This window comes from Mycobacterium sp. SMC-18, assembly GCF_045310895.1.
In the GTDB taxonomy this organism is placed as follows: Bacteria; Actinomycetota; Actinomycetes; order Mycobacteriales; family Mycobacteriaceae; genus Mycobacterium.
Window position 1 is genome coordinate 150,541 of the sequence record NZ_JBJIAL010000005.1, and the last position, 26,737, is coordinate 177,277.

29 protein-coding genes and 1 pseudogene are annotated in these 26,737 nt (G+C 68.2%); 17 read left to right on the forward strand and 13 right to left on the reverse strand.

All coding sequences use genetic code 11. The annotated features are described in order from the left end of the window. Positions 1 to 19: 19 nt before the first annotated feature. Complete coding sequence (locus ACJH6J_RS06575; RefSeq protein ID WP_406784036.1) at positions 20 to 823, reverse strand: sulfurtransferase; 804 nt, start codon at positions 821 to 823, stop codon at positions 20 to 22. Positions 824 to 847: 24 nt separating this feature from the next. Between ACJH6J_RS06575 and ACJH6J_RS06580 the strand changes: the two genes are divergently transcribed. From ACJH6J_RS06580 to ACJH6J_RS06600, 5 genes and pseudogenes are all read left to right on the forward strand, one after another. After that, positions 848 to 1,606 carry a 5-oxoprolinase subunit PxpA gene (locus ACJH6J_RS06580; RefSeq protein WP_318985411.1) on the forward strand — a complete coding sequence of 253 codons (759 nt, stop codon included), beginning with the start codon at positions 848 to 850 and terminating at the stop codon, positions 1,604 to 1,606. After that, positions 1,606 to 2,526: an MBL fold metallo-hydrolase gene (locus ACJH6J_RS06585; RefSeq protein WP_318985410.1), complete on the forward strand. Its 921-nt coding sequence runs from the start codon at positions 1,606 to 1,608 to the stop codon at positions 2,524 to 2,526. Before ACJH6J_RS06580 ends, ACJH6J_RS06585 begins: the two co-directional genes overlap by 1 nt. Beyond that, positions 2,478 to 3,647: pseudogene (locus ACJH6J_RS06590) on the forward strand (SLC13 family permease); the annotation flags it as partial. The gene ACJH6J_RS06585 and the pseudogene ACJH6J_RS06590, both read left to right, overlap by 49 nt. A 13-nt stretch (positions 3,648 to 3,660) precedes the next feature. Next, positions 3,661 to 4,068, forward strand: coding sequence for a nitroreductase/quinone reductase family protein (locus ACJH6J_RS06595; protein ID WP_212807270.1), 408 nt, complete (start codon positions 3,661 to 3,663; stop codon positions 4,066 to 4,068). 90 nt (positions 4,069 to 4,158) lie between these two features. Beyond that, positions 4,159 to 5,715 (forward strand): metallophosphoesterase family protein, encoded by a 1,557-nt coding sequence (locus tag ACJH6J_RS06600; protein WP_212807271.1) that lies wholly within the window; start codon positions 4,159 to 4,161, stop codon positions 5,713 to 5,715. 1 nt (position 5,716) lies between these two features. On the opposite strand, the gene rlmB is transcribed toward ACJH6J_RS06600, so the two are convergent. The 4 genes from rlmB to carD are packed head-to-tail and all read right to left on the reverse strand — an operon-like array spanning position 5,717 to position 9,100. Further along, a complete protein-coding gene (rlmB, locus tag ACJH6J_RS06605) occupies positions 5,717 to 6,655 on the reverse strand; it encodes a 23S rRNA (guanosine(2251)-2'-O)-methyltransferase RlmB (RefSeq protein WP_064984810.1) in 939 nt (312 codons plus the stop codon). Between the two features lie 3 nt (positions 6,656 to 6,658). Beyond that, entirely contained in the window at positions 6,659 to 8,098 is a 1,440-nt protein-coding gene (gene cysS, locus ACJH6J_RS06610; protein ID WP_256445373.1) for a cysteine--tRNA ligase, read from the reverse strand. Positions 8,099 to 8,117: 19 nt separating this feature from the next. Beyond that, positions 8,118 to 8,591, reverse strand: a complete 474-nt coding sequence (gene ispF, locus ACJH6J_RS06615; RefSeq protein WP_020100885.1) for a 2-C-methyl-D-erythritol 2,4-cyclodiphosphate synthase — start codon at positions 8,589 to 8,591, stop codon at positions 8,118 to 8,120. A 20-nt stretch (positions 8,592 to 8,611) separates the two neighbouring features. Continuing rightward, the gene (carD, locus tag ACJH6J_RS06620; RefSeq protein ID WP_020100886.1) at positions 8,612 to 9,100 is read right to left on the reverse strand and encodes an RNA polymerase-binding transcription factor CarD; all 489 of its coding nucleotides are present in this window, start codon (positions 9,098 to 9,100) and stop codon (positions 8,612 to 8,614) included. Positions 9,101 to 9,449: 349 nt separating this feature from the next. Between carD and ACJH6J_RS06625 the strand changes: the two genes are divergently transcribed. The 4 genes from ACJH6J_RS06625 to disA all read left to right on the forward strand — a co-directional run bounded on the left by ACJH6J_RS06625 (position 9,450) and on the right by disA (position 13,280). Further along, on the forward strand, positions 9,450 to 10,049 hold the full coding sequence (locus ACJH6J_RS06625) for a hypothetical protein (RefSeq protein ID WP_371825686.1): 600 nt from the start codon (positions 9,450 to 9,452) through the stop codon (positions 10,047 to 10,049). Positions 10,050 to 10,116: 67 nt separating this feature from the next. Further along, entirely contained in the window at positions 10,117 to 10,695 is a 579-nt protein-coding gene (locus ACJH6J_RS06630) for a DUF4241 domain-containing protein (RefSeq protein WP_212807273.1), read from the forward strand. Between the two features lie 35 nt (positions 10,696 to 10,730). Next, on the forward strand, positions 10,731 to 12,125 hold the full coding sequence (gene radA / locus ACJH6J_RS06635) for a DNA repair protein RadA (RefSeq protein ID WP_135356482.1): 1,395 nt from the start codon (positions 10,731 to 10,733) through the stop codon (positions 12,123 to 12,125). A gap of 75 nt (positions 12,126 to 12,200) precedes the next feature. Continuing rightward, positions 12,201 to 13,280: a DNA integrity scanning diadenylate cyclase DisA gene (disA, locus tag ACJH6J_RS06640; protein WP_346415104.1), complete on the forward strand. Its 1,080-nt coding sequence runs from the start codon at positions 12,201 to 12,203 to the stop codon at positions 13,278 to 13,280. Positions 13,281 to 13,282: 2 nt separating this feature from the next. Here the strand turns inward: disA and ACJH6J_RS06645 are convergent, their stop codons facing one another. Together ACJH6J_RS06645 and ACJH6J_RS06650 are read right to left on the reverse strand one after the other, a co-directional pair. Beyond that, the gene (locus ACJH6J_RS06645; protein ID WP_135356528.1) at positions 13,283 to 14,026 is read right to left on the reverse strand and encodes a hypothetical protein; all 744 of its coding nucleotides are present in this window, start codon (positions 14,024 to 14,026) and stop codon (positions 13,283 to 13,285) included. A gap of 153 nt (positions 14,027 to 14,179) precedes the next feature. Further along, positions 14,180 to 14,797: a carbonic anhydrase gene (locus ACJH6J_RS06650; RefSeq protein ID WP_135356481.1), complete on the reverse strand. Its 618-nt coding sequence runs from the start codon at positions 14,795 to 14,797 to the stop codon at positions 14,180 to 14,182. 37 nt (positions 14,798 to 14,834) lie between these two features. Between ACJH6J_RS06650 and ACJH6J_RS06655 the strand changes: the two genes are divergently transcribed. Continuing rightward, entirely contained in the window at positions 14,835 to 15,722 is an 888-nt protein-coding gene (locus tag ACJH6J_RS06655) for an A/G-specific adenine glycosylase (protein WP_135356480.1), read from the forward strand. 99 nt (positions 15,723 to 15,821) lie between these two features. Continuing rightward, complete coding sequence (locus ACJH6J_RS06660) at positions 15,822 to 16,166, forward strand: hypothetical protein (protein WP_135356479.1); 345 nt, start codon at positions 15,822 to 15,824, stop codon at positions 16,164 to 16,166. Here the strand turns inward: ACJH6J_RS06660 and ACJH6J_RS06665 are convergent. Then, positions 16,163 to 17,137, reverse strand: a complete 975-nt coding sequence (locus ACJH6J_RS06665) for a GlxA family transcriptional regulator (RefSeq protein WP_226519855.1) — start codon at positions 17,135 to 17,137, stop codon at positions 16,163 to 16,165. The genes ACJH6J_RS06660 and ACJH6J_RS06665 overlap by 4 nt on opposite strands. Positions 17,138 to 17,209: 72 nt before the next feature. Between ACJH6J_RS06665 and ACJH6J_RS06670 the strand changes: the two genes are divergently transcribed. Next, positions 17,210 to 17,410 (forward strand): hypothetical protein, encoded by a 201-nt coding sequence (locus tag ACJH6J_RS06670; RefSeq protein ID WP_135356477.1) that lies wholly within the window; start codon positions 17,210 to 17,212, stop codon positions 17,408 to 17,410. On the opposite strand, the gene ACJH6J_RS06675 is transcribed toward ACJH6J_RS06670, so the two are convergent. Continuing rightward, positions 17,411 to 18,169 carry an alpha/beta fold hydrolase gene (locus tag ACJH6J_RS06675; RefSeq protein WP_135356476.1) on the reverse strand — a complete coding sequence of 253 codons (759 nt, stop codon included), beginning with the start codon at positions 18,167 to 18,169 and terminating at the stop codon, positions 17,411 to 17,413. 42 nt (positions 18,170 to 18,211) lie between these two features. Between ACJH6J_RS06675 and mhuD the strand changes: the two genes are divergently transcribed. Both mhuD and ACJH6J_RS06685 read left to right on the forward strand, forming a co-directional pair. After that, complete coding sequence (mhuD, locus tag ACJH6J_RS06680) at positions 18,212 to 18,529, forward strand: mycobilin-forming heme oxygenase MhuD (RefSeq protein ID WP_020100898.1); 318 nt, start codon at positions 18,212 to 18,214, stop codon at positions 18,527 to 18,529. Further along, entirely contained in the window at positions 18,492 to 19,856 is a 1,365-nt protein-coding gene (locus tag ACJH6J_RS06685) for a serine hydrolase (protein WP_371824493.1), read from the forward strand. Before mhuD ends, ACJH6J_RS06685 begins: the two co-directional genes overlap by 38 nt. Here the strand turns inward: ACJH6J_RS06685 and ACJH6J_RS06690 are convergent. The 4 genes from ACJH6J_RS06690 to ACJH6J_RS06705 all read right to left on the reverse strand — a co-directional run bounded on the left by ACJH6J_RS06690 (position 19,822) and on the right by ACJH6J_RS06705 (position 23,073). Then, complete coding sequence (locus ACJH6J_RS06690) at positions 19,822 to 20,481, reverse strand: (2Fe-2S)-binding protein (RefSeq protein ID WP_406803718.1); 660 nt, start codon at positions 20,479 to 20,481, stop codon at positions 19,822 to 19,824. The two genes, ACJH6J_RS06685 and ACJH6J_RS06690, sit on opposite strands and share 35 nt — an antisense overlap. Continuing rightward, complete coding sequence (locus ACJH6J_RS06695; protein ID WP_135356475.1) at positions 20,474 to 21,028, reverse strand: TetR family transcriptional regulator; 555 nt, start codon at positions 21,026 to 21,028, stop codon at positions 20,474 to 20,476. The genes ACJH6J_RS06690 and ACJH6J_RS06695 overlap by 8 nt, the downstream gene beginning before the upstream one ends. Positions 21,029 to 21,093: 65 nt before the next feature. Beyond that, positions 21,094 to 21,561: a DUF4334 domain-containing protein gene (locus ACJH6J_RS06700; RefSeq protein WP_406803719.1), complete on the reverse strand. Its 468-nt coding sequence runs from the start codon at positions 21,559 to 21,561 to the stop codon at positions 21,094 to 21,096. Between the two features lie 93 nt (positions 21,562 to 21,654). Then, entirely contained in the window at positions 21,655 to 23,073 is a 1,419-nt protein-coding gene (locus tag ACJH6J_RS06705; RefSeq protein ID WP_406803720.1) for a short-chain fatty acyl-CoA regulator family protein, read from the reverse strand. Positions 23,074 to 23,192: 119 nt separating this feature from the next. Between ACJH6J_RS06705 and prpD the strand changes: the two genes are divergently transcribed. Genes prpD through ACJH6J_RS06720 form a run of 3 tightly spaced genes read left to right on the forward strand, consistent with a single transcriptional unit; the run spans position 23,193 to position 26,730 of the window. Then, positions 23,193 to 24,698, forward strand: a complete 1,506-nt coding sequence (gene prpD, locus ACJH6J_RS06710) for a 2-methylcitrate dehydratase PrpD (RefSeq protein WP_406803721.1) — start codon at positions 23,193 to 23,195, stop codon at positions 24,696 to 24,698. Then, the gene (gene prpB / locus ACJH6J_RS06715; RefSeq protein ID WP_135356471.1) at positions 24,695 to 25,615 is read left to right on the forward strand and encodes a methylisocitrate lyase; all 921 of its coding nucleotides are present in this window, start codon (positions 24,695 to 24,697) and stop codon (positions 25,613 to 25,615) included. The genes prpD and prpB overlap by 4 nt, the downstream gene beginning before the upstream one ends. Continuing rightward, a complete protein-coding gene (locus ACJH6J_RS06720) occupies positions 25,612 to 26,730 on the forward strand; it encodes a bifunctional 2-methylcitrate synthase/citrate synthase (RefSeq protein WP_135356470.1) in 1,119 nt (372 codons plus the stop codon). Before prpB ends, ACJH6J_RS06720 begins: the two co-directional genes overlap by 4 nt. Positions 26,731 to 26,737 lie beyond the last annotated feature (7 nt).

Genomic DNA, 26,737 nt, shown 5'->3' on the forward strand with positions numbered 1-26,737 from the left:
CGGGATCGACCACCCGTCGCTACGCTCGCCCGACCGCTCGCCCCGGCTCGTTGCTCCACTGCGACCACGAACCGGGGAACAGCGCGACGTCCCGACCCGCGGCCGCCAGCGCGGCCACCGCCACCGCCGCGGTGACGCCCGAACCGCAGTAGACACCGTCCACGTCTGCGCCTCCATCGGTGCGCAGGGTGCCGTCGGCCGCCAGCACGCTCGGCAGGTTGATCGCCCCCGGAATGTGCCCGGCGATGGGGTCGATGGGTTCGACGTCGCCACGGAACCGTTCCGGCGCGCGGACGTCACCCAGGCGCGGGCCCAGCGCGGCGGCCTCGTCGGCGGTCAGCGTCGGCATGGCGCCGGCATACAGGTCCTGGTGCGTGACGGTGACGTCGCCCGGTGCCGGTTCGACGTCACCGCGGTCCAGCGGACCACCCGAGGTGGTCCAGGCGGCCAGCCCGCCGTCCAGGATGCGGACGTTCTCGACGCCCGCGGCGCGCAGCACCCACCAGGCGCGCGCCGAGCCCGCGCGGTTCCAGTCGTCATAGATGACGGTCGGCACGCCATCCCGCACGCCCCACCGGCGCGCCGCCTCCTGCACCGCGGCGCCCGACGGCAGTGGATGACGGCCACGGCCCGTGACGGTGTGATCGGACAGCTCGTCCTCCAGCGAGACGTAGACCGCGTCGGGGATGTGCCCGTCCAGGTAGTCGTCGCGGCCGTCGGGCTTGGCCAGCTGCCAGCGCACATCGAGCAGCGTCACGTCGCCCGCGGCGATCAGCTGGGCGAGACCGAAGGCGGTGATCAGAATGTCGTCACGAGTGGACATGGCGTCGAGCCTAGGCTGGCTGCCATGGCGGTGGTGGATCTCAATGCCGATCTCGGCGAGGGCTTCGGGGTGTGGCGCCTCGGTGACGACGACGCGATGCTCGATCTGGTCACCAGCGCCAACATCGCCTGCGGCTTCCATGCCGGTGATCCGGCCGGGCTGCTGCGGGTCTGCCGGGCGGCCGCCGAACGCGGCGTGCGGATCGGCGCACAGGTGGGCTACCGCGATCTGGCGGGCTTCGGGCGCCGCTACATCGACGTCAGCTCCGAGGACCTGACCGCCGACGTGATCTACCAGATCGGCGCGCTGCAGGCGCTGGCGCAGGTCGCCGGATCAACTGTCAGCTACGTCAAACCCCATGGCGCCCTGTACAACACGATCGTCACCGATCATGTGCAGGCGCGGGCCGTGGCCGCGGCGGTGCACGCCGTCGACCCATCGCTCCCGGTGCTGGGACTGGCCGGTTCGGCGTTCTTCGCCGCCGCCGAAGAAATCGGACTTCGCACCGTGCCCGAGGCTTTCGCCGACCGCTCCTACCGCCCCGACGGACAACTGGTGCCGCGCACGCAGCGCAATGCGGTGCTGCACAACGTTTCCACCATCGCCGATCGGGTGGCCTCCATGGTGACCGCCGGCCGCGTCGGTGCCGTCGACGGCTCAACCATCAAGATCACCGTGAAATCAATTTGTGTGCACGGTGATTCGCCCGGCGCCGTCGACATCGCGCGGGCCGTCCTCGACCGGCTCACCACCGAGAACGTACAGATCGAGGCCTTCTGCTGATGCGACCGAAACTGGGCCGGCCCGACCTGGCCGCATACACCCGCTACTTCGACCAGCCCGCGGCCGGTTCCGACTCGCCGCTGACCGTCACCTGGGCCGGCGTCACCACCATGCTGGTGTCCGACGGTTCGTCGGCGCTGTTGACCGACGGCTTCTTCTCCCGGCCGAGTCTCTTGGCCGTCGGGCTGGGCCGGCTGAACCCCGCACTACCGCGCATTGATGGCTGCCTGCACCGGCTCGGCATCGACCGGCTCGATGCGGTGCTGCCGGTCCACACGCACTTCGACCACGCCATGGACTCCGCTGTCGTCGCCGCGCGCACCGGCGCACAGCTGGTGGGCGGGACGTCGGCCGCGAACATCGGCCGCGGCGGCGGGCTTCCCGACGCGCAGTTGACGGTGGCCACTCCCGGCGAGCCGATCACGTTGGGCGCCTTCGACGTAACGCTGTTCACCGGACACCACTGCCCACCCGACCGTTTTCCCGGCACCATCACCGCACCCGTGGTGCCGCCGGTACGAGCATCGGCATACAAGTGCGGCGAGGCGTGGTCGACGCACATCCACCACCGCAGCAGCGGCCGTCGTCTGCTCGCCGTCGGCAGCGCCGGATTCGTGCCGGGCGCCCTCGCCGGGCAACGCGCCGAGGTCGTGTATCTCGGGATCGGGCAGCTCGGTCTGCAGCCCGAGCAGTACCTCGTCGACTACTGGAACGAGACGGTTCGGACCGTCGGGGCGCGCCGGGTGGTGCTGACGCACTGGGACGACTTCTTCCGGCCCCTGCACGAGCCGCTGCGCGCCCTGCCGTACGCCGGTGACGACCTCGACGTCTCGATGCGCGTCCTGAGCCGGCTGGCCGCCGACGACGGCCTGCCGCTGCATCTGCCGACGCTCTGGCAACCCGCCGATCCCTGGCTGTGAACACCGCACTCCACGAGATCGGCCGATTGCTGCCGGTCGTCGGGTTTCTCGCCGCGGTCCTGGTGCTGGCCAAACTCTGCGACGACGAAGGGCTCTTCCACGCCGCCGGCGTCTACATGGCCCGGCACAGTTGGGGCGCCGGACAGTCCGCGGCGCGCCGCCTCTTGGTCATCGTCTTCATCATCGCGGCCGGGACGACCGCCGTGCTGAGCCTCGATGCCACCGTCGTGCTGCTGACGCCCGTCGTGCTGTCGACCGCACGCACGCTCGGCGTGCCGGCGCGGCCGCACGGCTATGCCGCGGCGCACCTGGCCAACACCGCGTCGCTGCTGCTGCCGGTATCGAACCTGACGAATCTGCTGGCCTTCACGACCGCAGGCCTGAGCTTCACCAGATTCACCGCGGCGATGTCCCTGCCCTGGCTGTTCGCCGTCGCTGCCGAATATGTGTTGCTGCGGTGGTACTTCCGGCGCGAACTGCAGGCCGGCGCCGTGGACCGACCGGCCCCACCCCCACCCGAGATCCCGTATTTCGTCCTGACCGTGCTGATCCTGACGCTCATCGGCTTCGGCGCCACTTCACTGCTCGGGCTGGAGCCGGCGTGGGCCGCGTTCGCCGGCGCCGCGGTGCTGGCGGTGCGGGCCGTCGTGCGCGGTCACGAGACGCCCATGGGCATCGTGCGGGCGGCCAACGTGCCGTTCCTCGTCGCCGTGCTGGCGCTGGGTGTATTGGTGAGCGCGGTACTGGATCTCGGTTTGGGCCGGGTCCTTTCTCAGCTGCTGCCACACGGCGCCACGCTGCCGGCACTGCTCGGCATCGCGGCCATCGCGGCGCTGCTCTCGAATCTGATCAACAACCTGCCCGCCGTGCTGGTGCTGCTGCCGCTGGTCGCGGCCGGTGGGCCGGTCGCGGTGCTGGCGGTCCTCATCGGGGTGAACATCGGCCCCAACCTGACCTACCCCGGGTCGCTGTCGAACCTCTTGTGGCGCAACGTGGTCCGCGGCGAGATGCCCGCGCGGGCCCGGGAGTTCACGACCGTCGGGCTGGTGACGGCGCCGGTCACCCTGATTCTGGCCGTGACCGGATTATGGTTGACCTGTTCGATGTTGGGACTGCGATGAGCGGGGAAGACGAATGGCCGACAGCTGGAACGAACAGATCATGGCCGAATTCCGGGCCAACGGCGGCAAGGTCGGCGGACCGTTCGAGAACCTGACGCTGCTCCTGCTGCACACCACCGGCGCCAAGAGCGGTGAGCCGCGGGTGAACCCGGCGGCCACGTTCGTCATCGACGGCAAGCGACTGATCGTCGGATCCGCCGGCGGCGCCGACGCCGACCCGGCCTGGGTACACAACCTGCGGGCAAATCCCAACGCCCACATCGAAATCGGCACCGAGGAATACGACGTCGTGGCGCGCGAACTGCCCCGTGCCGAACGGGACGCCGCCTACGCCCGCATCGTCGAGCGCGCACCCGGTTTCGCCGACTACGAGAAGAAGACCGACCGCGTCATCCCGGTCGTCGAGCTGCAGCGCCGCTGAGCCAGCGCGGTTACCGCGGCGAGAACAGCACACGTCGATTCGTTGTCGGGCGGCGCTGCCGCCGGGCCGGCGGTCCGCATCGCAGGCAAGATGGCTGTCGTGGACGTGAGCCGCAGATCGCTGATCGTGGGAGGCACGTCGGCTCTCGTCGGCGCGGGCCTCGGAGCCGGCGCCACCGGATACGTCACGACCACGCGCAGCGGTCCGATGCTGTGGCAGCGGGCCGACCGCGGCGGCGCCCCACCGGTCACCGGGCTGCACACCCAGTTCGGCTCCGACGCGGCCACCGAGGTCGTGGTGTCCTGGCACACCGCGTCCGCAGTGCAGAATCCCCACGTCATGCTGGGCACCCCGGACGACGGTGTCGGCACCGCCGTCGCGGCCGAGACCGTCACCTACCGCGACGCGGCGTCACGCAGTGAGATTCGCGTCCACCATGCCCGGTTGACCGGCCTCGCGCCCGACACCGACTACATCTACGCCGCCGTGCATGACGGCGCGAGTCCCGAACTGGGCTCGGTGCGTACCGCACCCCGGGGCCGCGCACCCATCCGGTTCACCAGCTTCGGCGACCAGTCGACGCCCATGCTCGACGCCAAGGTCGCGGCATCGTTCGGCAGCGATCACGTCGGATCGCCGGCCGCCGGCGACATCACCACCGCGGTCGAACGGCTGGCCCCGCTGTTTCACCTCGTCAACGGCGACCTCTGCTACGCCAACCTCGCGCACGACCGGGTCCGCACCTGGTCGGAATGGTTCGAGAACAACACCCGTTCCGCGCGGCACCGGCCGTGGATGCCGGCGCCGGGCAATCACGAGAACGAACTGGGCAACGGCCCCATCGGCTACGGCGCCTACCAGGCCTACTTCGGGCTGCCGGACTCCGGTTCCGACCCCGAACTGCGTGGCCTCTGGTACGCCTTCACCGCCGGCTCGGTCCGCGTGATCATCCTCGCCAACGACGACGTCTGCTACCAGGACGGCGGCAACTCATACGTGCGCGGCTACTCCGGTGGCGCCCAAAAACGTTGGCTGGAAAAAGAACTCGAACGAACCCGCAGCAACAAGGACATCGACTGGGTGGTGGTGTGCATGCACCAGACGGCGGTCTCCACGGGCAACAAGACCAACGGCGCCGACCTCGGCATCCGCGAGAACTGGCTGCCCCTGTTCGACCGGTTCAACGTCGACCTCGTGGTGTGCGGGCACGAGCACCACTACGAACGCAGCCATGCGCTCCGCGGCACCCTGCCGACCGACACCCTGACACCGAATCCGGTTGCCGCACAATCGGACTCGATCGACACCAGCAAGGGCACCGTGCACCTGGTCATCGGCGGGGGCGGCACGTCGATCCCGTCGAACACGATGCTGTTCCCCGAACCGCGCTGCCGCGTCCTCATGTCCGTCGGCGAGGTGAATCCCGGCACCGGAAGGAAGACACCGAACTACATCGAGGAAGCCGCGCCCTGGTCCGTCTTCCGCGATCGGGAAAACCCGTGCGGATTCGTGGCTTTCGATGTCGACCCAGGCCAACCGGGTGGCAATACCTCGATGGACGCCACCTACTACGCGGTGAGCGGTCCGTTCGGCGAGGTGCGGGCGGTCGACAGCTTCAAGTTGACGCGGCCCCGCACCGACCGCTGAATCAGCGGCGCTGCCGGGCGATCTCGGCCAGCACCACGCCGGCGGCCACCGACGCGTTGAGCGACTCGGTGGGGCCCGCCATCGGGATCGAGACGATGTGGTCGCAGTTCTCCCGCACCAGTCGCGACAGACCCTTGCCCTCCGAGCCCACCACGACGACCATCGGCCCCGAGGCGTCCAGCTCGTCCAGGGTGGTGTCGCCGCCGGCGTCCAGTCCGACGATGGTCAGGCCGGCGTCGGCCCAATCCTTGAGCGTTCGGTTGAGATTCGTCGCCCGAGACACCGGCAGCCGGGCGGCCGCTCCGGCGCTGGTGCGCCAGGCCACCGCGCTGACCGACGCCGAACGCCGCTGCGGGATCACCACGCCATGCCCGCCGAACGCCGCCACGGACCGCACGATGGCGCCCAGGTTGCGCGGGTCGGAGATGTTGTCGAGCGCGACGAGCAGGGCCGGGCTCGAGTCGGAGGTCGCCGACTTCAGCAGATCGTCCGGGTGCGCGTACTGGTACGGCGGCACCTGCAGCGCGATGCCCTGGTGCATGCCGTTGCTGGTGATGCGGTCCAGATCGTGGCGCTGCACCTCCATGATGGCGATACCGGCATCGGCCGCGCGCGTGACCGACTCGGTCAGCCGCTCGTCGGCCTCGGTGCCCAGCACGACATAGAGCGCGGTGGCCGGGACGCCGGCGCGGAGGCATTCCACGACCGGGTTGCGGCCGACCACGACCTCGACGTCATCGGTCTTCTTGTGCCGTCCCTGATTCGACCGGGCGGCCTTCTGCGCGATCTTGTACGCCTTGTGGTTGGGGCGCTGTTCGGCGCGCGGCGTCGCGCCCTTGCCCTCCAGCCCACGCCGGCGCTGGCCACCGGAGCCGACGGTCGGGCCCTTCTTGGTGCCCGCTTTACGAATCGCGCCGCGGCGCTGGGAGTTTCCGGCCATGTCCTACCTCTTCCCCGTCGCTTCGCTCGCCCCAGGAACCCCATCAGTCAGGGCCCACTGCGGGCCGTCAGCGGTATCGGTGACCTCGATGCCGGCCAGCTTCAGCTGGTCGCGGATCGCGTCGGCGGCAGCCCAGTCCCGGTTCTCCCGGGCCTCGGCGCGGCTCTTGAGCGCCCACTGCACCAGAGCGTCGACGGCGTTCAGCGCTGCCGACGTCTCGTCGCGGGTTTCCCAGCGCTCGTCGAGCGGGTCGCAACCGAGGATGCCCATCATGGCCCGGATCGACGTCGCCGCGGCCATCGCGCCGGCGTGGTCACCGGCATCCAGCGCGCGGTTGCCGTCGGCGCGGGCGGCGTGCACCTCGGCCAGGGCCGCCGGCACCGCCAGGTCGTCATCGAGTGCGGCCGCGAACTTCTCGGTCCAGGTACCGACCTCGACGGCACCCACCCGGGTGCGGACCCGGTGCAGGAACTCCTCGATGCCGGTGTAGGCCTTGGCCGCGTCCTGCAGCGAGTTCTCGGAGAACTCGAGCATGGACCGGTAGTGCGCACTGCCCAGGTAGTAACGCAGCTCGGCGGCCCGAACCCGTTGCAGCACAGCCGGAATCGCCAGCACGTTGCCCAACGACTTGCTCATCTTCTCGCCACCCATGGTGACCCAGCCGTTGTGCAGCCAGAACCGCGCGAACTCGTCGCCGCAGGCGTTGGCCTGCGCCGTCTCGTTCTCGTGGTGCGGGAAGATCAGGTCCATACCGCCGGCGTGGATGTCGAACACCGAGCCCAGGTACTCCTGGCACATCGCGACGCACTCGGTGTGCCAGCCGGGGCGGCCCCGGCCCCACGGCGTCGGCCAGGACGGCTCACCGGGCTTGGCGCCCTTCCACAGGGTGAAGTCCCGCGGATCACGCTTGCCGGTCGCCACGCCCTCGCCCTGGTGCACATCGTCGATGCGGTGACCCGAGAGCTTGCCGTAGTCGGGCAGGCTCAGCACGTCGAAATACACGTCGCCGTCGGCCGCGTAGGCGTGCCCGCGCTCGATCAGCTTCTCGATGACCTCGACCATCTGGGTGATGTGCCCGGTGGCCCGGGGCTCGGCCGACGGCGGCAGCACGCCCAGCGCGTCGTAGGCGGCAGTGAAGGCCCGCTCGAAGGTGGCGGCCCACTCCCACCAGGGCCGGCCGGCTTCGGCGGCCTTGTTGAGAATCTTGTCGTCGATGTCGGTGACGTTCCGGATGAACGCAACGTCGTAGCCCTTGGCCGTCAGCCAGCGTCGCAGCACGTCGAAAGCGACGCCGCTGCGGACATGGCCGATGTGGGGCAGGCCCTGCACGGTTGCGCCACACAGGTAGATGGATGCGTGTCCGGGCCGCACCGGGGTGAAGTCCCGCACGGCACCGGTCATGGTGTCGTAGAGCCTCAGGCCCTCGAGACGGTTTTCGGTCACGACGGGCCAGCTTACCGGCCTAATCGAGCGAGACCACCAGCGCCGTCGCAATCGCCGCCAGACCCTCGCCCCGACCGGTGAGCCCGAGACCATCGGTGGTGGTCGCCGAGACGGAGACAGGAGCATCCAGAAGCGCCGACAGCACCTGCTGGGCCTCTTCCCTGCGGGGCGCGATTTTCGGGCGGTTGCCGATCACCTGGACCGCCGCATTGCCGACCCGAAAACCGGCAGCCGTCAGCAGCGTGGCGACATGTTTGAGCATGTCGGTGCCGGTGACGCCGCGCCACTCGGGACGATCGGTACCGAAGACACTGCCCAGGTCACCGAGGCCGGCAGCACTCAGCAAGGCATCACAGAGTGCATGCGCGGCGACGTCGCCGTCGGAATGCCCGGCACAGCCGTCAGCATCGTCAAAGGACAGGCAGAGCAGCCAACACGGCCGCCCTGCCTCGATGGGATGTACGTCGGTACCGAGACCGATACGGAAGTTCACTGCTCCGTTGGAGATGGCGTTCAGGACGCCGCGGCGAGAACCTCGTCCAGGATGGTGGCGGCCTTCGCGTCATCGGTGTTCTCGGCCAGGGCCAGCTCACCGACAAGGATCTGACGAGCCTTGGCCAGCATGCGCTTCTCGCCGGCGGACAGCCCGCGCTCCTGGTCACGACGCCACAGGTCACGAACGACCTCGGCGACCTTGTTCACATCACCGGAAGCCAGCTTCTCCAGGTTCGCCTTGTAACGACGGGACCAGTTGGTCGGCTCCTCGGTGTGCGGGGCGCGCAGCACCTGGAACACCTTGTCGAGGCCTTCCTGACCCACCACGTCGCGAACACCGACGTATTCAGCGTTTTCTGCGGGTACTCGAACGGTCAGATCGCCCTGCGCAACCTTGAGGACGAGATATTCCTTCTGCTCGCCTTTGATGGTCCGGGTTTCAATCGCCTCGATCAATGCTGCACCGTGGTGTGGGTAAACGACGGTGTCTCCGACCTTGAAAATCATCAGATTCGGGCCCCTTTCACATAGCAATGTTAGCACGGGCGTCAGACACCCGCGGATCAACAATGCAGGTCAGGGGCCATACAGATGCGTGAAAGGGGTTGACAGCGCGGCGTTTACGTGCAGTGGCGGGGGCCACAATCCGGCCGAATTCCCCCGGATTCACGTCCCATTCACCGGTCATTCCCGGCCGGAAAGACGCCCGAACCAGGCAGATGGCGGGCCTCCGCTACCGCCGCCAACCGCCACCTACTACTCTGCATAGTCGAACGCCGGACCAGTCCGGGGACACAGCAGGACATACCCAAGGCCGTCACGCGCATCGCCGCTGGCGCCCAAGCAGGAGGCTTGAGTGAACCGCATGAAATCGCGCACTTCTGCCGTCACGCTGGCCGCCTTCGGGCTGGCCACCGCGGTGACGCTCACCGGCTGCAGCAGCGGCCAGGTCTCACAGAGCGCGAACCAGCTGCCTGCGGTCAACGGCACCGCCACCACCATCGGCAACGAGAAGGCCGGTGTGGATCTGCGCAACGTCTACCTGCGCGCCCCGCAGACCCGCGACTTCGTCAAGCCCGGCACCATGGTCGAGCTGCTGTTCGTCGCGACCAACAAGTCGCCCGACAACCCCGACAAGCTGATCGGCATCACCTCCGACACCGGCGAGGTGCTGGTCAACGGCGGCACCACGGTGCCCGCGGGCGGCGTGCTGCTGGTCGGCACCCCGGACGGCCAGAAGCAGACCCTGCCGCGGTCCGAGGACGCCACGACCTCCATCGCGATGGTGGCGCTGACCAAGCCCATCAGCAACGGCCTGAACTACAACTTCACGTTCAAGTTCCAGAACGCCGGCGAGAAGACCATCGCGGTCCCGATCTCCGCCGGCGAGGCCCCGCGCCGCGAGGCCGGCGACGCCGCTCCGGCACCTGCCGGCGGCGGCGAGGGACATCACTAGCCTCGCTTCGTTCCTCGCAGCCACCACCGGTCGCGCTGCGGGATGCACCGTCGTCGAACTCGGAACGGTGCAGGTCAGTACCGGCGCATTGATCGCGCGGGATCCGTTCGGCCCGAGAAGCGGCGGTTGCATACTCGCCGTCCCGAATGGCTCGTACCGGGTTTGGGCAACGGTGGTCGATGTGAGCGACGACGGCACTCCTGAGCCCCGCCAGGCATATTTGAGCGTGGCGATCGGCGACGGCCAACCGGCCCTGCTCGGTTCCGCCGACGAATTACTCGTGCCGCCCGTCCCCAGCTTCGGCGCGTTCACCGGCACCGACCACGGGCTGCTCGCGGTTCACGATGCGGCGGTCGAGGATTCAGTGCTGGCAGATCGCGCCGAGGCCATCGACCGCGGCCTGTGGGCACCGGATATCGGCCCGGGCTACGCCAATGTGTCACTCGACCCGGCCTCCGGTGCCAATGTCGTCGTCAGCGGATCCGGTTGGGGCGACGGCGGTTTCCCGGTCCTTGCGACGTACGACCGCGACGACAGGCCCGTCGCCGTACACGTGGATTTCGGTGTCATCGGGGACCACCCGGATGATCAACCCGGCTTGATGCGAAAACTGGCCAGGCGACTCGGATTCGGACGCCGAGCCTGACGCAATCTGTCGGTACCAGCGACTAAGTTCGCGGCATGGCCAGAACCGGTTCGAAAGTACGTTCGCAGTTCCGCTGCTCGGAGTGCCAGCACACCACGGCGAAATGGGTGGGCCGCTGCCCGGACTGCGGCACCTGGGGCACGGTCAACGAAGTCGCCGTACTGAGCACGCTGACGCCCGCGACGCATCGCGCCGTCGCGCCGGCGTCGCCCGCAGTACCGATCAGCTCGATCGATCCGGGCACGACCAGGCATTTCCACACCGGGATCAGCGAACTGGACCGCGTGCTGGGCGGTGGTGTCGTACCGGGTTCGGTGACGCTGCTGGCCGGTGATCCCGGCGTCGGCAAGTCGACACTGCTGCTCGAGGTCGCGCACCGCTGGGCCATGTCCGGGCGGCGTGCGCTCTATCTGTCGGGCGAGGAGTCCGCCGGGCAGATCCGGCTGCGCGCCGAGCGCACCGGCTGCACGCACGACGACGTCTACCTGGCCGCCGAATCCGATCTGCAGACCGCGCTCGGCCACATCGAGGCAGTCCAGCCCACCCTCGTGGTGGTGGATTCGGTGCAGACCATGTCCACCGCCGAGGCCGACGGCGTCACCGGCGGCGTGACACAGGTCCGGGCCGTCACCACTGCCCTCACCATGGCGGCCAAGACGACGGGCATCGCGATGGTTCTGGTCGGCCACGTCACGAAGGACGGCGCCATCGCCGGGCCGCGCTCACTGGAGCACCTCGTGGACGTCGTGCTGCACTTCGAGGGCGACCGCGCGTCGGCACTGCGCATGGTCCGCGGCGTCAAGAACCGCTTCGGCGCGGCCGACGAGGTCGGCTGTTTCATGTTGCACGACAACGGAATCGAATGCGTTGCCGACCCGTCTGGGCTGTTCCTCGACCAGCGGCCGGCCCCGGTGTCCGGCACCGCGGTGACCGTCAGCCTCGACGGCAAGCGGCCACTCATCGGCGAGGTGCAGGCGCTGATCGGCTCGCCGTCAGCGGGTTCGCCGCGCCGCGCGGTCAGCGGTATCGACTCGGCCCGCGCGGCCATGATCACCGCGGTGCTCGAGAAGCGGGCGCGGCTTCCCGTCGGCACCAACGACATCTACCTGTCCACGGTGGGCGGCATGCGGCTGACCGATCCGTCGTCCGATCTGGCGGTCGCGCTGGCCATCGCGTCGGCGTACACCGACCTGCCACTGCCGGCCACCGCGATCGCCATCGGCGAGGTGGGCCTGGCGGGTGATCTGCGCCGGGTCACCGGCATGGACCGCCGGCTCGCCGAGGCCGCCCGCCTCGGCTTCACCACGGCCGTGGTGCCCACCGGAATCGAGTCACCGCCGCGCGGGCTTCGGGTGCTGCCGGCCGACAACATCACCGCGGCGTTGCGGGTGTTACGCAAGATCACAGAGAATGTGGACCGGACCGGGTAGAGCCCGGCCGGAAAACCACCGAGGAGTGCACCGATGTCGGTGAAAGCGGGAACCCGGGCCGGGCGCGGCAACGTCGTGCATCTGGCCCGACCGACACTGCGCGAGACGTTGGGCAAGCTGGCGCCCGGCACGCCGCTGCGGGACGGCCTCGAGCGCATCCTGCGCGGCCGTACCGGCGGGCTGATCGTGCTGGGCTACGACGACAGCGTGGAGGCCATCTGCGACGGCGGCTTCCCCCTCGACGTCCGGTTCGCGCCGACCCGGCTGCGGGAGCTGTCGAAGATGGACGGCGCCGTCGTGCTCTCCAGCGACCTCACCCGCATCCTGCGGGCCAACGTGCAGCTCGTGCCCGACCCGTCCATCCCGACCGACGAATCCGGTACCCGGCACCGCTCGGCCGAGCGCGCGGCCATCCAGACCGGCTTCCCGGTGGTGTCCGTCAGCCACTCGATGAGCATCGTCACGGTGTACGTCGCCGGGGAGCGGCACGTCGTTCCGGAATCGGCGACCATCCTGTCGCGCGCGAACCAGACCATCGCCACGCTGGAGCGCTACAAGTTCCGGCTCGACGAGGTCAGCAAGCAGCTGTCGATGGCCGAGATCGAGGACTTCGTGACGCTGCGCGACGTCATGACCGTCGTGCAGCGCATGGAGATGGTCCGCCGGATCAGCCTGGAGATCGACGCCGACGTCGTCGAGCTCGGTACCGACGGCCGCCAGCTCAAGCTGCAGCTCGACGAACTCGTCGGCGACAACGACGCCGCCCGCGAACTGATCGTGCGTGACTACCACGCCAACCCCGACCCGCCGACCGCCGACCAGGTGACGGCGACGCTCGAGGAGCTCGACGCACTGAGCGACAACGAGCTACTCGACTTCACCACGCTGGCAAGGGTTTTCGGTTATCCGTCGACGCCCGAGGCGCAGGATTCGGCGATGAGCTCGCGCGGCTACCGGGCGATGGCCGGCATCCCGCGCCTGCAGTTCGCACACGTCGACCTGTTGGTGCGGTCGTTCGGATCGCTACAGGGCCTGCTCGCCGCGAGCGCCGACGACCTGCAGTCGGTGGAGGGCATCGGGTCCATGTGGGCCCGCCACATCCGTGAGGGTTTGTCGCTGCTCGCCGAGTCGACGATCGCAGACCGGCTGGCCTGAGATCAGTTGGCCGGGCCGGGCAGCGTCGGCTCGCCGGGCGCCGGGGCCGCCGGCGCCGGGGGCGGTGCCTCGCCCGCCGGCGGTGCACCCGCGCCGGGCTGCTGCGCCTCGGACAACACGAACGGCACGGGGGCCGATCGCAGGTTGCCCAGCTGGACGACCAGGTTGTAGGTGCCCGGCCCGATCGCCTGACGCGGCAGCGGGCAGTTGGGCGCCGAGCCCATGCCGGTCCAGGTGACCTCGGTGGTCACCTGCTCGCCGGGCTTGAAGCCGCGGACCAGGGTCTCGTTCGACGGGGCGCAGTCCAGGTTGGACCACAGCCGGTTGTTGTCCAGTGAGTAGACGTAGGCGGCCAGCACCGCGGCACCGACGTCACGCTTGCACTCGACGAGGCCGATGTTGGTGACCACCATCGTGAACTTCGGCTGGTCGCCGATCACGTAGGTCGGCTGGTTGGTGATGCCCTTGGCGGCCAGTGTGCTGTCCGGGCAGTCGTCGCCCGCCTTGAGCACCGGCGGCGGCGTGACCGCGGTGGTCGGGGTGGGCGTCGGGGCCGGAGCCGCGTTCGGCGGCGGCGCGATCGGACTCTTCACCCCGGGTGTTTCGCCCGGAAGCGGCGTCGCGGACGTCGACGTCTTCGCGGTGGGCTGAGCATCCTTGGAATCGCCCGTGCTGTTGCTGAAGACGACGACCCCGATGATCACAACCAGGAGCAGGACGACTGCGGCGACACCGATCGCCAGCATCCGACGACGGAAATAGATCTGGGATGGCAGCGGGCCATGCGGTTCTAGATCCGGCACATTGTCACGGTAAGGGCACAAAACGCGGTGGGCTCTGACCTGGTCCGGCGTGTCGTCTGTGAACTGGGGTGGTATTCGCCACCCCAGTTCCGCCGACTATTCGCCGATATCGCCGACGTGGTCGCGCTTGGTGATCCGACCCTCGGCCAAGTGATAGGTGGCGCCGACGATGGCGACCTTGCCCGACGCCAGACGCTCGGCGATGATGTTCGACCGCCCGCTCAGCAGGCGCACCGTCTCGTTGACGTGCTTGGCCTCGAGCTCGTCGACCTCGGAGAGTCCTTCGCGGCGGCCGACGAGGATCGACGGCGTCACGCGCTCGACGATGTCCCGCACAAACCCGCCCGGCACCGCGCCGTCGTCGAGAGCCGTGATGGTGGCCTTGACCGCACCGCAGCTGTCGTGGCCGAGCACGACGATCAGCGGCACTTCCAGAACGGCCACGGCGTACTCGATCGAGCCGATCACCGCGGAGTCGAGGACGTGACCGGCGGTACGCACGACGAACATGTCGCCGAGACCCTGGTCGAAGATGATCTCGGCGGCGACGCGGCTGTCCGCGCAACCGAAGAGGACGGCCGTCGGCTTCTGCCCGCCGGCCAGTTCGGCACGGCGCTCGATGCTCTGGCTGGGGTGCAGCGACTCACCGGCAACGAATCGCTCGTTACCCTCTCTCAGTGCTTTCCACGCGCTTATCGGGTTCGAGTTGGGCATGCCGCCCATTGTGCCCTGCACGCATAGCGGACGCGCAATGAGTTCAGGGCAAATTCTCATACCCGCCGACGAGCTCCTGGGCTGGTACCGCACGGCGCAGCGCGACTTGCCGTGGCGGGCCCCGGATGTCACCGCATGGCAAATTCTGGTCAGCGAGTTCATGCTGCAGCAGACCCCGGTGTCGCGGGTCGAACCGATCTGGCGGGACTGGATCGCCCGCTGGCCCACGCCGTCCGCGACCGCGGCGGCCGGGGCCGCTGACGTGCTGCGCGCGTGGGGCAAGCTGGGCTATCCGCGGCGCGCCAAGCGGTTGCACGAATGCGCCGAGGTCATCGCCACCGAACACGGCGACGAGGTACCCCGCGACGTCGAGACGCTGCTGACACTGCCGGGCGTCGGCGCCTACACCGCGCGGGCCGTCGCCTGCTTCGCGTATCAGCAGGACGTCCCCGTGGTCGACACCAACGTGCGCCGCGTGGTGGCACGCGCGGTTCGCGGTGTGGCCGACACGCCCGCACGCTCGCGTGACCTCGACGACGTCGCCGCGCTCCTGCCCGAAGATGGCACGGCACATGTGTTTTCGGCCGCGTTGATGGAACTGGGCGCCATCGTCTGCACCGCCCGCACACCGAAATGCGGCGTCTGCCCGTTGACCGTCTGCGCGTGGCGCAGCGCCGGCCATCCGGAGCTGGACGCGCCGACGCGTCCCGTGCAGAAATACGCCGGGACCGATCGCCAGGTCCGGGGTCGGCTGCTGGATGTGTTGCGCGGCAGCGCAACTCCGGTGACGCGGGCGCAGTTGGATGTGGCGTGGCTCACCGATACCGCGCAGCGCGACCGAGCCCTGGACTCACTGCTGGTCGACGGCCTGGTCGAGCAGACCGCCGATGACCGGTACGCACTCGCGGGTGAGGGCGAGCGCTAAAAACCCCGTTTCAATGAGAACGGCATGAAACCGCCTGCTTTCCAATGAGAACGGCATGAGTCAGTACCACATGCGGTGATGCTCCGATAGAACGGAAGCATGACCGCATACCGAATTTCAGGTGAACAGAAAGCAAACAACAATCGACGCGGCCTCGTCATCGTCGGAGCCGCCGCAGCCGCAATCGCTGCCGCGGCACTCGCCCCGGCCACGGCCTCCGCGCTGCCGACCGGCGGCGGCTCGGCCGTCGACACCATCAACGAGCTGCAGTCCCGCGGCTATCACGTCCAGGTCAACACCAGCACTTCCGGCCCGCTGTCGGCGTGCTCGGTGACCGATGTGCACGGGCTGACCGGCTCCAACATCGACGGCCGGGGCCAGCGCATCAACTCCGGTCAGTTCGACACCGTGTACGTCAACGTGCAGTGCCGGCCGCAGGGCTAGTCAACCGCTTGCGGCGCAACCAGATTGGGACAGGCGAAGCGCCGCCGGTAGTCGGACGGGTTGACGCCGACGACGCGCCGGAAATGGTGCCGCAGCAAGGTTGCGGTACCGAATCCGGCCTTGTCCGCCACCCGGTCGACATCGAGATCCGTCTCCTCCAGTAGCCGACGGGCGTACAGCACGCGCTGATCGGTGACCCATTGCATGGGCGTCCGGCCGGTCTCCTCGACGAACCGCCGCGCGAACGTGCGCCCCGACATGCTCGCCCGTTTGGCCAGGCTCGCCACCGTGTGCGGCTGCCGCAGGTTGGTCAGAATCCAATCCAGATGCGGCGCAAAGCCTTCCGAGCACCGGACCGGGATCGGCTGCTCGATGAACTGCCGCTGTCCGCCGTCGCGCTGCGGTGGCACCACCATGCGGCGCGCGATCTTGTTGGTGATCTCGCTACCCATCTCGCGGCGCACCAGATGTAGGCAGGCATCGATGCCGGCAGCGGTTCCCGCGCTGGTGATCAGATTTCCGTCGTCGACGAACAGCACGTCACGGTCGACGCGGGCGGTGGGAAACATGCGAGCCAGCTTGTCCGCATGCATCCAGTGCGTGGTGCACGCCCGGCCGTCGAGCAGCCCCGCGGCGCCGGCGACGAACACCCCTGAGCAGATGGTCAGGATCATCGAACCGGAGTCCGCGGCATTGCGGATGGCATCCAGCGCCGCCTGCGGATAGACCGGACCTGCCACGGCCGGAATGGCGACCAGGTCGGCCCCCAGCAGCTGGTCGATGCCGTGGTCGGGGGTCAAAGAGGCGCCGACCGACGTCCGTACGGGCTGCCCGGCCACCGGCCCGCAGACCTTGAAATCGAAGTTCGGCACACCGTCGGCTGACCGGTCGATGCCGAAGACCTCGCACACCACGCCGAATTCGAACGGCGCCACTCCGTCCATCACCAGGACCGAGACACTGTTGATCATGGCAGTATTTTATCGATTGCCGTCCGAACTGCCACTGTTTATTCGGTTGCCCCGGATTCGAGAATTATCGGCATGAACACCATCCTGACTCTCGTCGCGATGGTCGCGATCATGGTCGCCCCCTTCGCACTCGGCGCCCTGTTGAGCGCCATCACCCGAAATCCCGGTGCGCGCAACGGTTTCGGCAACGTCAACTGGACCGACGTGGGAGACTCCCGCGACCTTGACCGCGTCGCGCACGACCTCGCCGCGGCACGTTCCCGATTCGAGTAATCAGACGGACGCGAGGAAATCCTCGACCGCGCGGCGGTAGACCTCGGGTGCGTCGTCGTGCACGAGGTGGCCGGCGCCGGGAACTTCCACATACGTTGTCCGGTGCCCGATCTCGGCCATCTTGCGCATCTGCCCCGGCGGCGCGACCCCGTTGCCGGCCTCGATGAGGAGTGTCGGCGCCCGTACTGCCGTCCACTGCTGCCAGTAGTCCCGGGTGCCCCACTCGGCGGCGATCGCCACCCAGTGCGCCGCCTCGCCATGCAGCCGCCAACCGGTCTCGGTGCGATCGAAAGCGTCCAGGAAGTACTGGCCGGCGACCGGGCCGAAGAGATCCAAAACCTGTTGCGCCGAATCGAATTCGACCGGAATCGAATGTGTCCAGGGATCCCAGGCACCGATGGTGAAGCCGACGAAATCCGCTGCCATGTCCTCGACCACCAGCGCGGTGACCAGTTCCGGATGCTCGGCGGCCACACACCAGCTGTGCAGCCCACCCATCGAGTGCCCGATCAACCGCGCCGGGCGCCCCAGCGAACCGACCGCGTCGGCCAGGTCAGCGACGAACCGTTCGGTGCTGATCGGCTCGGAATCGTGGACGCCGCGCCCGCGGTGCCACGGGGCGTCGTACGTGTAGACCTCGCCCAATTCCGTCAACCACGGCAACTGCCGGTCCCACGTCGTCCCGCGGCCCATCAATCCGTGCACCAGCACAATCGGCTCGCCGGTGCCGCCCCGGGCGGTGAGCAGGTCGGTCGTCATGGCCCCATCCTGCCTGTCGACTAGCGCGGTAACCTGAACCACATGCCTGTGGTGAAGATCAATGCGATCGAAGTTCCGCCCAACGCCGGCCCGGAATTGGAGAAGCGGTTCGCGAACCGTGCTCACGCGGTGGACGGCCAGCCCGGCTTCCTCGGGTTCCAGCTGCTCCGCCCGGTCAAGGGCGAGAACCGCTACTTCGTGGTGACGCAGTGGGAGTCCGACGAGGCGTTCCAGGCCTGGGCCACGGGCCCGGCCGTCGAGGCGCACGCCGGGCAGCGGGCGAATCCCGTCGCCACCGGAGCATCACTTCTCGAATTCGAGGTTGTGTTGGACGTTGCTGGTTCCGGCCAGCAGGCATAAGACCCGGGCTGCGCTCGCCACTGCCGGCGCAGTCATCGTCGTCTTAGGCGGCTGTAGCAGTACGCCCGCAGCCGTCGCGCCGCCATCGAGCGCTGCCTACGGCGCGCTGATCGACATGAGCACCCCGCAGGGCATGCGGTCCAGGCAGACGATGGACATGCTCAACTCGGACTGGTCCATCGAGCCGGCCGGGGTGAAGACGCTCGCCGCACCCGACCAGGTCGACGACATCACCTACCGGATGAAGTGGATCTGGTGGGACCGCCCGTTCAAGCTCACCGGCATCGACATCGGCGCCGGACAGTCGACGCTGCACGTCACCAACTCCTACGGCGTGAACCAGGACATCCAGCTGCACGTCGACGGCAAGGGCACCGTCGACCGCATGGAGGTCTCGCTGCGTCCGCCGACCGTCAAGTCCTGGGCCGACGTCGACGCGGCGATCGCGAAGTCCGGCGCGCACTACTCGTATCAGGTCGCCAAGGTCGTCGACGGCAAGTGCGTCAAGGTCGCCGGCACCAACGTCGACGAGCCGATGCCGCTGGCGTCGATCATGAAAATCTATGTGCTGCTTGCCGTTGCGCGGGCCGTGTCGGCCGGCACCCTCAGCTGGGACGACAAGGTCACCGTCACCGCCGAAGGCAAGAAGCTCGGTTCGGCCGGCATGGACAACCTGGCGCCGGGTACCCAGGTGACGGTGCACGAGGCGGCCCAGCAGATGATCTCGGTCAGCGACAACATGGCCACCGACATGCTGATCAACAAGGTCGGCCCGGCCGCGGTCGACGAGGCACTCGTGGTCGCCGGGCACCACGACCCGGCGAGTCTGACGCCGTACCCGACCATGCACGAGCTGTTCTCGATCGGCTGGGGCAAGCCCGATGTGCGTGACCAGTGGAAGAACGGCGACAAAGCGCAGCGCACGGCGCTGTTGCAGCAGGTGAGTTCACGGCCGTACGAGCCCGACCCGTACCGCACCCGGACGCCGGCATCCAGCATCGGGGCCGAGTGGTACGGCAGCGCCGCCGACATCTGCCGCGAGCACGTCGCGGTGCAGGCCGCCGCTGTCGGGCCGGCCGCGCCGGTCCGGGACATCATGTCGAAGGTCGCCGGCATCGACCTGGACCGCGCCAAGTGGCCGTACCTCGGCTCAAAGGGCGGCAACCTGCCGGGCGACCTCGGTTTCAGCTGGTACGCCGTCGACCACACCGGCCAGCCGTGGGTGGTGAACTTCCAGCTGACCTGGCCGACGTTCAAGGGTCAGACGGCGGCGCAGTGGCTGCTGAGCATCATCAAGCAGGCGTTCGATCTGATCCCGGTGCGGTGAGCACGCAGTCGCCGCAGCACGCCGCCCTGTCGCCGGCCAGCTGGTAGATCAGGCAGCAGCTGTTTCGGCGAAATGCCGGCCCCGAGCGCAGCACTCCCCCGTCGACTCGGGGGTCCGCGAGCACCGCGTCGGCCGCTTGTCGTGCCTGCTCCGCCAAGTCGGGCCGGGTCCGGCCGATCTGCTGGGCCGCACTGTTGGCGGCCGACCCGACGTTGCCCCACAACACTTTCGGGCTGACGCCGAATCGCCCGAACGCGTTCGTGAGCACTTCCACTGCGGGCGCGCCGCCGGCCGGCCGCGCGGAGACCGCCAGCGGATAGGGACCACCCAGCTGGTCCTGCCAGGCCAGATCGGCCAATGACCACGACACCGGCTCCCCGAGAGCGGCGGTGCCGACCATCGGCGCGATCAGCCGCGCCACCAGCCCCAGGTGCGCGACGGACGCGGCAACGCGAATCTCGGGCTCGCCGTTGCCCATCAGCGCCGACCTGACCTTGTGCACGCGCGCGGTCAGCGCTTCGGGATCGTCGATGAGCTCGGCCATCGGTCGCCACGGCGGCGTCGGCGAATCCTGTTGCCGCACAATGGCGAAGAACGGGCCGAACCCGGCCAGGTCGTCAGTCACCGGCGGGCTGTTGAACCAGCCGGCGCGCGGCCTCGGCGACGGCGGCGCGCCGGACGGCGGCGGTTTCCGGCGACAGCGGCTGATCGACGATGCGGTCGATACCGAATCCGCCCGCGGCGAGCGCATAGGTCATGTCGTTGAGCAGCACCAGCAGATCCATCGGCCGCCACGACGCGTCGATGATCCCGCTGCGCTGGGCCTCGGCGATCCGGTCCAGCTTGGACTGGAAGATGCGGCGCAGCACGTGGTCACCGAACATCCCGTCGGCGGCCTCCAGCTCGATCCAGCGCTGCAACCGCGCCCCGACCGGGTCCGCGACCATGTAGTCGAAGAGCGCGACAGCGTACGCCGGCACGTCGTCGGGTTTGAAGATCGCGTCGTACGGCGCGTCCTGAATCCACTGCTCGACAACGGCCTCGAACAGGTTCTGCTTGCTCTGGAAGTAGCTGTACAGCCGCTCCTTGCTGGCATTGGCTTCGGCGGCAATGCGATTCAGCCGGGCACCGGCAAATCCGAGGGCGGAGAACTCCGCTTTGGCGGCAGCCATGATGCGCTCGCGTGTCGCATGTCCGGCTGCTCTCATAGCATCCGCCAGGGTAACAGCCAGCTACCTCACTGGTCGCGTTCGAGGAGGAAGTAGAACAGCTTGTCGTCGGTGCGCTGCCGCTTGCCGTTCATGATGCCCATGAGGGTGTCGCTGTCGACCCGCTTGAAGTGGTCGAACACCGGCTGCCCGTCGTAGACCATGGTCCCGGTCACCTCGCCGCGAAACTCGATGTTCCACAACGTCGCGCCGCCACGGCTGAGGTCCCTGTTCGAAAACAGTTGCCCCGCTTCGTCGTAGCAGACGATGGGCTCGACATCGTTGATCGATTTGAAGATCTTGCCGTACCACCGGGCCGCCTGCAGTTGGCCGTTCATCTTGTGACCGGTGTCGAACTCGTCGCCTTTCCAGTTGCCGACCATGTCGACGGCTCGGACCGGTTCCAGCGAGGCCCAGATTTCGTCCAACTCGGCCGGATCGACATGAGCCTGGCCCCGCAGTTCGGCGAAACGAGCGCGGGCGGTATCGACGTCCACAGGGACCTCCCAAGTCAGTTGGTTCGGAAACTGACTGTAATCCCGAACCAACTGGTTCGGCAAGCCTGGATATTGACGTGCCCAGATATTAATTCAGGTGTGCCCGCCCGAAGACGAGTACGGCAAATCGGTGCTGGTGTGCCGGTCGACCTGCACGGGACGACCGATGTAGGGAAAGGCCCGCTGCGGGCAGGCAGGGCGGTCACAGATCTTGCAGCCCGCACCGATCGGAATCGCGGCCTCAGGGTCGGCCAGATCGATGCCGGCGGAATAGATCAACTTGTCGGCGTGCGCCAGGTCGCAACCGAGACCGATGGCGAAACGCTTCCGCGGCCCCCGGAACCGACTCGGGGCCGACGTCGTCGTGCGCGCGATCCAGAAATACGACCGCCCGTCGGGCATCTGCGCCACCTGGGTGATGAACTCCCCGGGTCTCGCGAAGGCCTGGTGCACCACCCACAACGGGCAGTTGCCACCCACCCGGGAGAAATGAAAGGCGGTGGCGGACTGACGTTTCGAGATGTTGCCCGCGCTGTCGGTGCGCACGAAGATGAAGGGCACACCCCTGGCTTCGGGGCGCTGCAGCGTCGAGAGCCGATGGCATACGGTCTCGAATCCGACCTCGAACCGGCGCGCCAACTGGTCGATGTCATACCGCAGTTCCTCGGCCGCTGCGAGGAACAGCCGGTACGGCATCAACAGCGCGCCGGCGAAGTAGTTCGCCAACCCGATCTGCGCGACTTCCCTTGCCTCGGCGCTCAGTTGGTCGTCGGCGGCCACCAGCGCCGCGATCAGGTCGGCATACATCAACAGCGCCAGCTGGGTGGCCAGCTGGAATGCGCGCTGCCCCGGGTGCAGCCACCGGGCCACGTAGAGAACGCCGACGTCCTCGCGGTACAAGCGTTTGGCATTGGGCCCCAACACCTCCCCGTCGTCGATGACCACACTGATGCCGAGCTCTGCGGTCAGCAAGTCGGCCAGTTGGGCATCCAAACCGCCGAGCCGCATAGCGAACCGGCCGAACAACGATTCGGCCGCGGCGTCCAGTTCACCGACGTGGTTCTTCCGGTCGTAGAAGAAGTCCCGGACTTCTTCGAACGGCATCGGCTGCGGCAACGGCGCCGACGCGTCGACGGTGGCGCGGGTGTGCATGGCGTCGAGTTCGGTTGTGGCATCGAACAATCGGCGGTTCATGCTGACCAGCATCTGACCGACCGCCGGCATTCTCGCCACCAGTTCCTCGATCTGGCCGGCCGTCGCCGAGGTGTCGGCGAGGATCTCGCGCAGGTCGGAAACCAGCCGCGCATCCGATTCGGGCGCGAAGTAGTTGGTCGGCAGATCGAAGCGCTCCGCCAAGGTGAGCAGCACCGGTACCGTCACCGGGCGCTGGTCGTTCTCCAGCTGGTTGACGTAGCTCGTCGACAAACCCAGGACGCGCGCCAGCGCGACCTGCGTCAGGCCCTGTTCCTCGCGCAGCCGTCGCAGACGGGCGCCCACGAATGTCTTTGCCACTGCCGCGAGCCTAACCCCCGCGGCTTACACAAAGTTCGCAAACTACAACCACCAAGGACGCAAAATTACGCAAATACAGGGTCTTTCCGGCTCGCGATCAGCTGCGTAGCGTGCGAATCATGCAGACACACGAGGTACGCACCCGACGCAGCGCGGAGGAATTCCCCCGCTCGGAACACCTGGCGTGGAAGATCGCGGAGGTGGCCGCCGATCCGGTCGACGTGACGCCCGAAGTCGAGGCGATGGTCGTCAACCGGATCATCGACAACGCCGCGGTCTCGGCCGCATCGGTGATCCGGCGTCCCGTCACCGTCGCCCGGACCCAGGCACAGGCGCACCGCACGCCGCGCGGTGCCACGGTATTCGGCATCGACGGCACCTACTCGCCCGAGTGGGCCGCCTGGGCCAACGGGGTGGCCGTCCGCGAACTCGACTTCCACGACACCTTCCTGGCCGCCGAGTACTCGCACCCGGGGGACAACATCCCGGCCCTGGTCGCGGTGGCCCAGCAGCTCGACGTCCGCGGCGCCGACCTGATCCGCGGCATCGCCACCGCATACGAGGTGCAGATGGACCTGGTCCGCGGAATCTGCCTGCACGAACACAAGATCGACCACGTCGCGCACCTCGGCCCGTCCGTCGCCGCCGGCCTCGGCACCATGCTCCGGCTGGACCCCGAGACCATCTATGCCGCGGTCGGCCAGGCGCTGCACCTCACCACCGCCACCCGCCAGTCCCGCAAGGGTCTGATCTCCAGCTGGAAGGCCTACGCCCCAGCGCTGGCCGGCAAGGTCGCGATCGAGGCCGTGGACCGTGCCATGCGCAGTGAAGGCTCCCCCGCCCCCATCTGGGAAGGCGAGGACGGCGTCATCGCCTGGCTGTTGTCCGGGCCCGAGCACACCTATCGGGTGCCGCTGCCCGGCCCCGGTGAACCCAAGCTGGCCATCCTGGACAGCTACACCAAGGAACACAGCGCCGAGTACCAGAGCCAGGCCCCCATCGACCTGGCGCGCCGGATGCGTTCGCGGATCGGCGATGTCGACCAGATCGCCACCATCGTGCTGCACACCAGTCACCACACGCACGTCGTGATCGGCACCGGCTCGAACGATCCGCAAAAGTTCGACCCGGATGCAACACGAGAAACCCTGGATCACTCGGTGATGTACATCTTCGCGGTCGCACTGCAGGACGGTGAGTGGCACCACGAGCGGTCGTACGCTCCCGAGCGCGCCCACCGGCCGGACACCATCGAGCTGTGGCACAAGATCTCGACCGTCGAGGACCCGGAGTGGACCCGGCGCTACCACTCGAATGACCCGGCGGAGAAGGCGTTCGGCGCCCGGGCCGTGGTGACGCTCAAGAGCGGCGAGGTGATCGTCGACGAGCTGGCCGTGGCCGACGCGCACCCGCTCGGCGCGCGTCCGTTCCGGCGTGAGCAGTACCGCGACAAGTTCACCACGCTCGCCGAAGGCGTCGTCGCCCCTGCCGAGCAGGACCGGTTCCTGGCCGTGGTCGACGGCCTTGCGGCCATGAAGCCGGGCAGCCTCGGCGCCCTCAACGTGCGCGTCGACCAGGTCGTGCTGGACAAGGCGCCCACGATCCCGTCGGGGATTTTCCGATGAGCGCCGGCCTGCTCGGCTCGCGGGTCTCGGCCGCCGACAAGCGGGTGGCGTTGCGGGCGGCGCTGAATTCCGGCCGGTTGCAACGCTATCCGGGCGCATTCTCGCCACTGGTGGCGAAGCTGGTGTCAGAGATCGGCTTCGAGGGGGTCTACGTCTCGGGCGCGGTGCTGTCGGCCGACCTGGGCCTGCCCGATATCGGGCTGACCACCTTGACCGAGGTGGCCGCCCGCAGCGCCCAGATCGCCGCGGCCACCGACCTGCCCACCCTGGTGGACGCCGACACCGGCTTCGGCGAGCCGATGAGCGCCGCACGCACCATCACGATCCTGGAGGATGCCGGGCTGGCCGGCTGCCATCTGGAGGACCAGGTGAACCCCAAGCGCTGTGGCCACCTCGACGGTAAGGCAGTCGTGCCGGCCACCGAGATGATCAAGCGACTGCGTGCCGCGGTCGCCGCTCGCCGGGACCCCAACTTCGTCATCTGTGCGCGCACTGATGCCGCCGGAATCGAGGGCATCGCCGCGGCCATCGACCGGGCCAAGGCCTACGCCGATGCCGGCGCCGACCTGATCTTCACCGAAGCACTGTCCACCCCAAGGGAATTCGAGCAGTTCCGGGCAGCGGTCGACACTCCCCTGCTGGCCAACATGACCGAGTTCGGCAAGTCGGAACTCGTGACGGCCCAGCAGTTGTCAGACATCGGCTACAACCTGGTGATCTACCCGGTCACCACGCTGCGTCTGGCGATGCACGCGGTCGAGATGGGCCTGCGCGAAATCCACACCGCCGGAACCCAGGCCGGCCTGCTCGGCCAGATGCAACACCGCAGCCGGCTGTACGAGTTGCTGCGCTATGCCGAATACAACCAATTCGATTCCGACATCTTCAATTTCACCCTCCAGGACGTGAAATCATGACCACTCAACCGCCCCACATCCACAAGGGTCTGGCCGGTGTCGTCGTCGACACCACCGCCATCTCCAAGGTCGTGCCCGAGACCAACAGCCTGACCTACCGGGGTTATCCCGTGCAGGATCTGGCGACGCACTGCACGTTCGAGCAGGTGGCCTACCTGCTGTGGCACGGCGAGCTGCCGACCGAACACGAACTCGCGATGTTCTGCCAGCGCGAGCGGGCTTCCCGGCGGATCGACCGGTCGATGTACTCGCTGCTGGCCAAGCTGCCCGAGAGCTGCCACCCGATGGACGTGGTCCGCACCGCGATCAGCTACCTCGGCGCCGAGGATCCGGAAGAGGACGACAGCACGACTCCCGCCAACTACGCCAAGTCACTGCGCATGTTCGCCGTCCTGCCGACAATCGTCGCCGCCGATATCCGCCGACGGCAAGGACTTTCGCCCATCCAGCCGCACCGTCAGCTGGGATACGCCGAGAACTTCCTGAACATGTGCTTCGGATCGGTCCCCGAACCGGCGATCGTCGACGCGTTCTCCCAGTCCATGGTGCTGTATGCCGAGCACAGCTTCAACGCGTCCACGTTCGCCGCCCGGGTGGTGACCTCCACGCAGTCGGACATCTACAGCGCGGTGACCGCCGCCATCGGCGCGCTCAAAGGCTCGCTGCACGGCGGCGCCAACGAGGCCGTCATGCACGACATGCTGGAGATCGGCTCAGCCGAGAATGCCCCGAAGTGGTTGCACGACAAGCTGTCCCGCAAAGAGAAGGTGATGGGCTTCGGGCACCGCGTCTACAAGAACGGTGACTCTCGGGTGCCGACGATGAAGGCTGCGCTCGACCGGGTGGTGGCAGCCCGCGGCGGCCAGCGGTGGCTGGACATCTACACCGTGCTGGAGCGCGAGATGTTCACCGCCACCAGGATCAAGCCGAACCTCGACTTCCCCACCGGACCGGCCTACTACCTCATGGGCTTCGACATCCCGGTCTTCACACCGCTTTTCGTGATGGCCCGCATCGTGGGCTGGACCGCGCACATCATGGAACAAGCGGCGTCCAACGCGCTGATCCGTCCCCTGAGTGAATACTCGGGCCAACCACAACGTTCCATTGCCTGAGCGCGCC